The organism is Sodaliphilus sp., from assembly GCF_045598405.1.
GTDB classification, from domain to species: Bacteria; Bacteroidota; Bacteroidia; order Bacteroidales; family Muribaculaceae; genus Sodaliphilus; species Sodaliphilus limicaballi.
In genome coordinates, this window is the sequence record NZ_JAZLLZ010000128.1 from 1 (window position 1) to 4,144 (window position 4,144).

At 42.7% G+C, this 4,144-nt stretch carries 4 protein-coding genes; all 4 read left to right on the forward strand.

Annotation, left to right across the window (positions count from 1 at the left end; all coding sequences use genetic code 11):
- The first annotated feature begins 457 nt into the window (after positions 1-457).
- Positions 458-1,207 carry a DUF3108 domain-containing protein gene (locus ACKI3C_RS09040; protein WP_407404223.1) on the forward strand — a complete coding sequence of 250 codons (750 nt, stop codon included), beginning with the start codon at positions 458-460 and terminating at the stop codon, positions 1,205-1,207.
- Positions 1,208-1,748: 541 nt separating this feature from the next.
- On the forward strand, positions 1,749-2,168 hold the full coding sequence (locus tag ACKI3C_RS09045; protein ID WP_407404225.1) for a hypothetical protein: 420 nt from the start codon (positions 1,749-1,751) through the stop codon (positions 2,166-2,168).
- Positions 2,169-2,342: 174 nt separating this feature from the next.
- Positions 2,343-2,876, forward strand: a complete 534-nt coding sequence (locus ACKI3C_RS09050) for a hypothetical protein (RefSeq protein ID WP_407404227.1) — start codon at positions 2,343-2,345, stop codon at positions 2,874-2,876.
- A 3-nt stretch (positions 2,877-2,879) separates the two neighbouring features.
- Positions 2,880-3,938 (forward strand): hypothetical protein, encoded by a 1,059-nt coding sequence (locus tag ACKI3C_RS09055; RefSeq protein ID WP_407404229.1) that lies wholly within the window; start codon positions 2,880-2,882, stop codon positions 3,936-3,938.
- Positions 3,939-4,144: the final 206 nt, after the last annotated feature.

A 4,144-nucleotide genomic window follows, 5' to 3' on the forward strand; every position in this document is an offset into this window, starting at 1 on the left:
TCGCTGGTCGCGGCACGGGCTTTGCCCACTTACCGCTGCTTACTCCCTTGAGCACGGTTCTTGGCGTGAGCCATATAAACTAAAAAAACATTTTCTTTTTTTATTCTATACCAAGCCCCGATTATACCAAAGTTCGTAACTGACAGTGTTTGGGGGAAGTTAAAATAACTCTCGTGATTTTAACCAGACAGCAATAATAAAGAACTTAAGTCTAGATGAAAAATCTGTTCCTTTGCTGTTGAAATTTACATTTTTCCAAGGCAAAATTAGGCAATTTATTACATTTTTCCAAGGTGTTTTTTGTTTATTTTATACACTTTTCCAAGTTTTTTCAATGTGCACCCCCCACTTTTGACAAAATATTTTGCGCCTGATTTATCTCAGAATTTACATAACCCACCTTAAACCTTGGGCGGGTCGGCGGAGTCTAACATGTGAACTAAATAGATACATTGATATGAAAAGATTTGCAAGACACATTATAGCAGCGTTGTGTGTGGCAGCCAGCTGGCTTAATGCCGGGGCTGTGGAGTATAACTACGAGAAACTCAACTATGAGATTGTGTATCAGTGGGGCATGATATGGAAACATGCAGCCGACGCATCGCTGTCGATACGCAAGACCCCCGACGGATATTACTCTCAACTCGTGGGCAAGACCCGCTCGTGGGCCGATAAAATCTACACCGTGCGCGACACCATCAAGTGCACGATAAAGGACAACAAAGCTCCTCTCAAATATGAGAAGCTCACCCACGAGAAGAACTACCACGCTCGCGACGTGATTAATTTCACCTACAATTATAGCCACACCAGTGCAACATGCACCCGCTATCGCGAGGGCAGACAACCGTCATCGATACAACTGAGCGCTAAATGCCAGGCCTATGACATGGTGAGCGTGTTCTACATGCTGCGCGACCTCAACTTCGCCCAGATGACAACCAGCAAGCCCATCACCACCATCATCTTCTCAGGCAAAGAAAAGGAGCAACTCACCATACGTTTCAAGGGCAAAAAGAACGTGAAACTGCGTGACGGCAGCAAGCATGAGTCTTACCTCATCACATTCAAGTTCACCCAAGAAGGCGGCAAGAAAAGCAGCGACGACATCGATGCCTACATCTCGACCGATGCCCATCGCACCCCTCTCCTACTCGTGGGCAAACTCCCCGTGGGCGAAGTAAAATGCTATTATAAGAATTAAAGATCACTGCGCTGTAAGGTATCAAGAGCGCTGCACTTTTAAGGAATTAAGAACGTTGCAGTGGTGTGACTCTATAGTCCACGACTGATGAGGAAGCGTCAAAACACACGAACTGGCGGCGCGCTGCTACCTTGATGGAAGGGGAGGATTGATTTCGCTCATTTTTCCTTTTTTCAAACTCAAACATTACATTTCTCTCAATTTTAGACTTAAAATCCAAAAATAATTTTTATCTTTGCAGCCGCAGACAGTGTGTCTGTGACATACATAAGAAAGCGCATTTCGCTTTATTCCACACCGTGTGAACTTGGACACTTCACAAAATGAATGTTGGGATAAAATGGAAGAGTGCTCTTCTTGGTTTGTATTCGTATCCTATTGCGACATACATCCAAGTGGGGCATCACTTCCTTATCCACATTCAGGGGAGTCCAAGCCCTACACGGAGGATGAGGCAGGTGAGGCTCCACTTTTTTATATATGCCTGACTTCACTTTATTAAAAGCATTCGCAGAGCCCAAGGATGCACTCATAATTCACAATGAAAAAGGTATTTTCACTTGTCCTCTCAGCCTCTATCGCTATCTTCGCACTTCAGGCTGCACCTTCCAGCTCGCCTATGGACGTAGTCCCCACCACAAAGCAAAAAAGCAAGAGCACAACTAAAAACTGCACAAAAAAGAACACATCATCTTCAGCACAAGGCCAGATGGCATGGGCTCAAGGACAATGGCGATACATCAGTGCATACGGAGCCGTAAACATCTACATCAGCGGGAGCAACATGAAAGTGTACTTCGGCACACAACTTGCCTATAGCGGACGCTACACATACGACAACGGAAGCGGCTTTGGTGATGGTTGGGAAAGACTCTTGTATCCCGACGGATTCGTTCTCATAGACTCAAGAGAACAAAGGCTGTACTACGACAAAGGTATCCCCATGCAGCACGTAAAATAAAGCACAACACAACCGATAACCCAACACAACTATACAATTATGAGAAATCCCGACAAACTTTTTTGGTTAGTTTTACTAACCATTTGGTTAATGGCCACCCCCACGGCTTCAGCACAGCAGCCAAGTTACAACACAGCGGTAAACCAGTATTGTGAGCGAATAGGGCGACACGATATGAAATGCTACAATTATCGTGAATTCAACACTACCCTGTATGGCGGATTGATGTATGTCAAGACAAGTGGCAATGTGGCAGGAAGCAACGATCTTGGAGGTCTTGACCTGGGCGCAAAATTCACCCACACTTGGGGCATGTCGTGCGTCCCAGTTCAACTGCAACTCAATGGTTATGTTGATGCAATGGCATCAGCTACTATCGACAACAAAGAAAGCAGCAAAACCTATCCTGCCGTTTACTCTGGACAGCTCACCATAACTCCAGGCCTGCGCTATGGCATCGTTAGTGTTGATTGCGGTCCTTACATTGCTTATTCTGGATACAGGCTGCTGAAGGATGAAAAGGATGACAAATCTTCTACTTTAGCAAAAGTTGACGGCATTGCTGCCGGACTGAGGATGGGGGTTAACATCTCCATTAAGAAAATCGAAATCGGCCTACATTACGACATGGATTTCACCGACCACAAAAAAGACTTCAAGAAAAGCGACTTGCTCGTGAGCGTTGGATATACATTTAATAAAGACTAAATTATGAAAAATAGAATAGCTAAATTATTTGTTGTTGCATTGATGCTCCAATCATGCGCACACACTGCCAGATACGTTGAATCCTCTTATGATTGCAACGATTCTCCTTACCCCATTGTTTCTATGCCATTCGCATATAATGTTGCGGGAAAAGGAATTCCCGAAAACCTGGCAAAACTTGGCGACAAAATACACAACGACGTTAAGTCTGATAGTCATTATCAGGAAATGCTACCATCGGCTATCTCCCTTGTAGAGAGTAAAAGTACAGAACGAGATAATTTTAACCATGCGGTTGCTAAAGCTTCTTCAGTAAAATACGATTCCCAATTAGGTTATAAAAACGCAGTGAGCAACTTGGACGCTCTTCTCTCTGAACTGTCAAGATATGACTTTAAAGAAAATTACGAAAAGGCTTACCAATTGAGCCATCGCGGTATCATTCAGCACTACGTTAACAATAGCTCGGAATTTAAGGGTTTGAGCACAAAGGACAAGGAACTAGTATATGGACAAATCCTAAAAGCAGACCATGCTGATTGCATCAATCTTGCAGAATCATGTGTAAAGAAAGATGAACAAGAAATTTCAACTCTTAAGAAAGCAGTAACCACAGTCAAGAATAAATACGAAGAAGCTGAAAAAGCGAGACTACTTACTGAGAAGAAAAAGAGAATTGAAGAAGAAAAAAAGAGAATTGAAGAAGAAAAAAGGGAACAAGCCAGAAAAGATGCTGAAGCCAGAAAGAAACAAGAGGAACAAGCACAAAAGAGGATGAAGGACTTGAGTTGGATAAAAGGATGCTGGCTATCAGAAACCGACATTGCATCTGTAATGAAAGGAGGGCCTCAACAATATCAAATCGGTATTTCTTCATCAGGAATTACAATTCAATATATGAGCGGAAATAACTGGTATACAAAATGCAAAGGTAGATATAATTTTTCAACAGACGGCAGGTACATTGTAGTAAATGGAGAATCTATTAAAATAGACTATTGGAATGGCTGCCTCCTGTATGAAGGCAGGTATTTTAACCGTGTTGGCGGATGGTATTATTAATCATAAATCGGTTTACACCGACAATCCTTGTTTATTAATCCAAAATAAATAATTATGAAACAGACAATTAACCCAACTTTGACGGCTTGATTTGGTTTTCTTTGCTGGTTCAGCGAGTTGCGCTTTGGGGTTTGCGTTACTGTGTACTACAAAGTTTTTTTCTCTTTCTGAATGGCATCGTTTTGTATTTTAGTCGTTGGTATATG

What these genes read in the sequence shown, in the direction of transcription:
- ACKI3C_RS09055 (WP_407404229.1), top strand. Translation starts at nt 2,880, where the DNA reads ATGAAAAATAGAATAGCTAAATTATTTGTTGTTGCATTGATGCTCCAA.
- ACKI3C_RS09050 (WP_407404227.1), top strand. Translation starts at nt 2,343, where the DNA reads ATGAAATGCTACAATTATCGTGAATTCAACACTACCCTGTATGGCGGA.
- ACKI3C_RS09045 (WP_407404225.1), top strand. Translation starts at nt 1,749, where the DNA reads ATGAAAAAGGTATTTTCACTTGTCCTCTCAGCCTCTATCGCTATCTTC.
- ACKI3C_RS09040 (WP_407404223.1), top strand. Translation starts at nt 458, where the DNA reads ATGAAAAGATTTGCAAGACACATTATAGCAGCGTTGTGTGTGGCAGCC.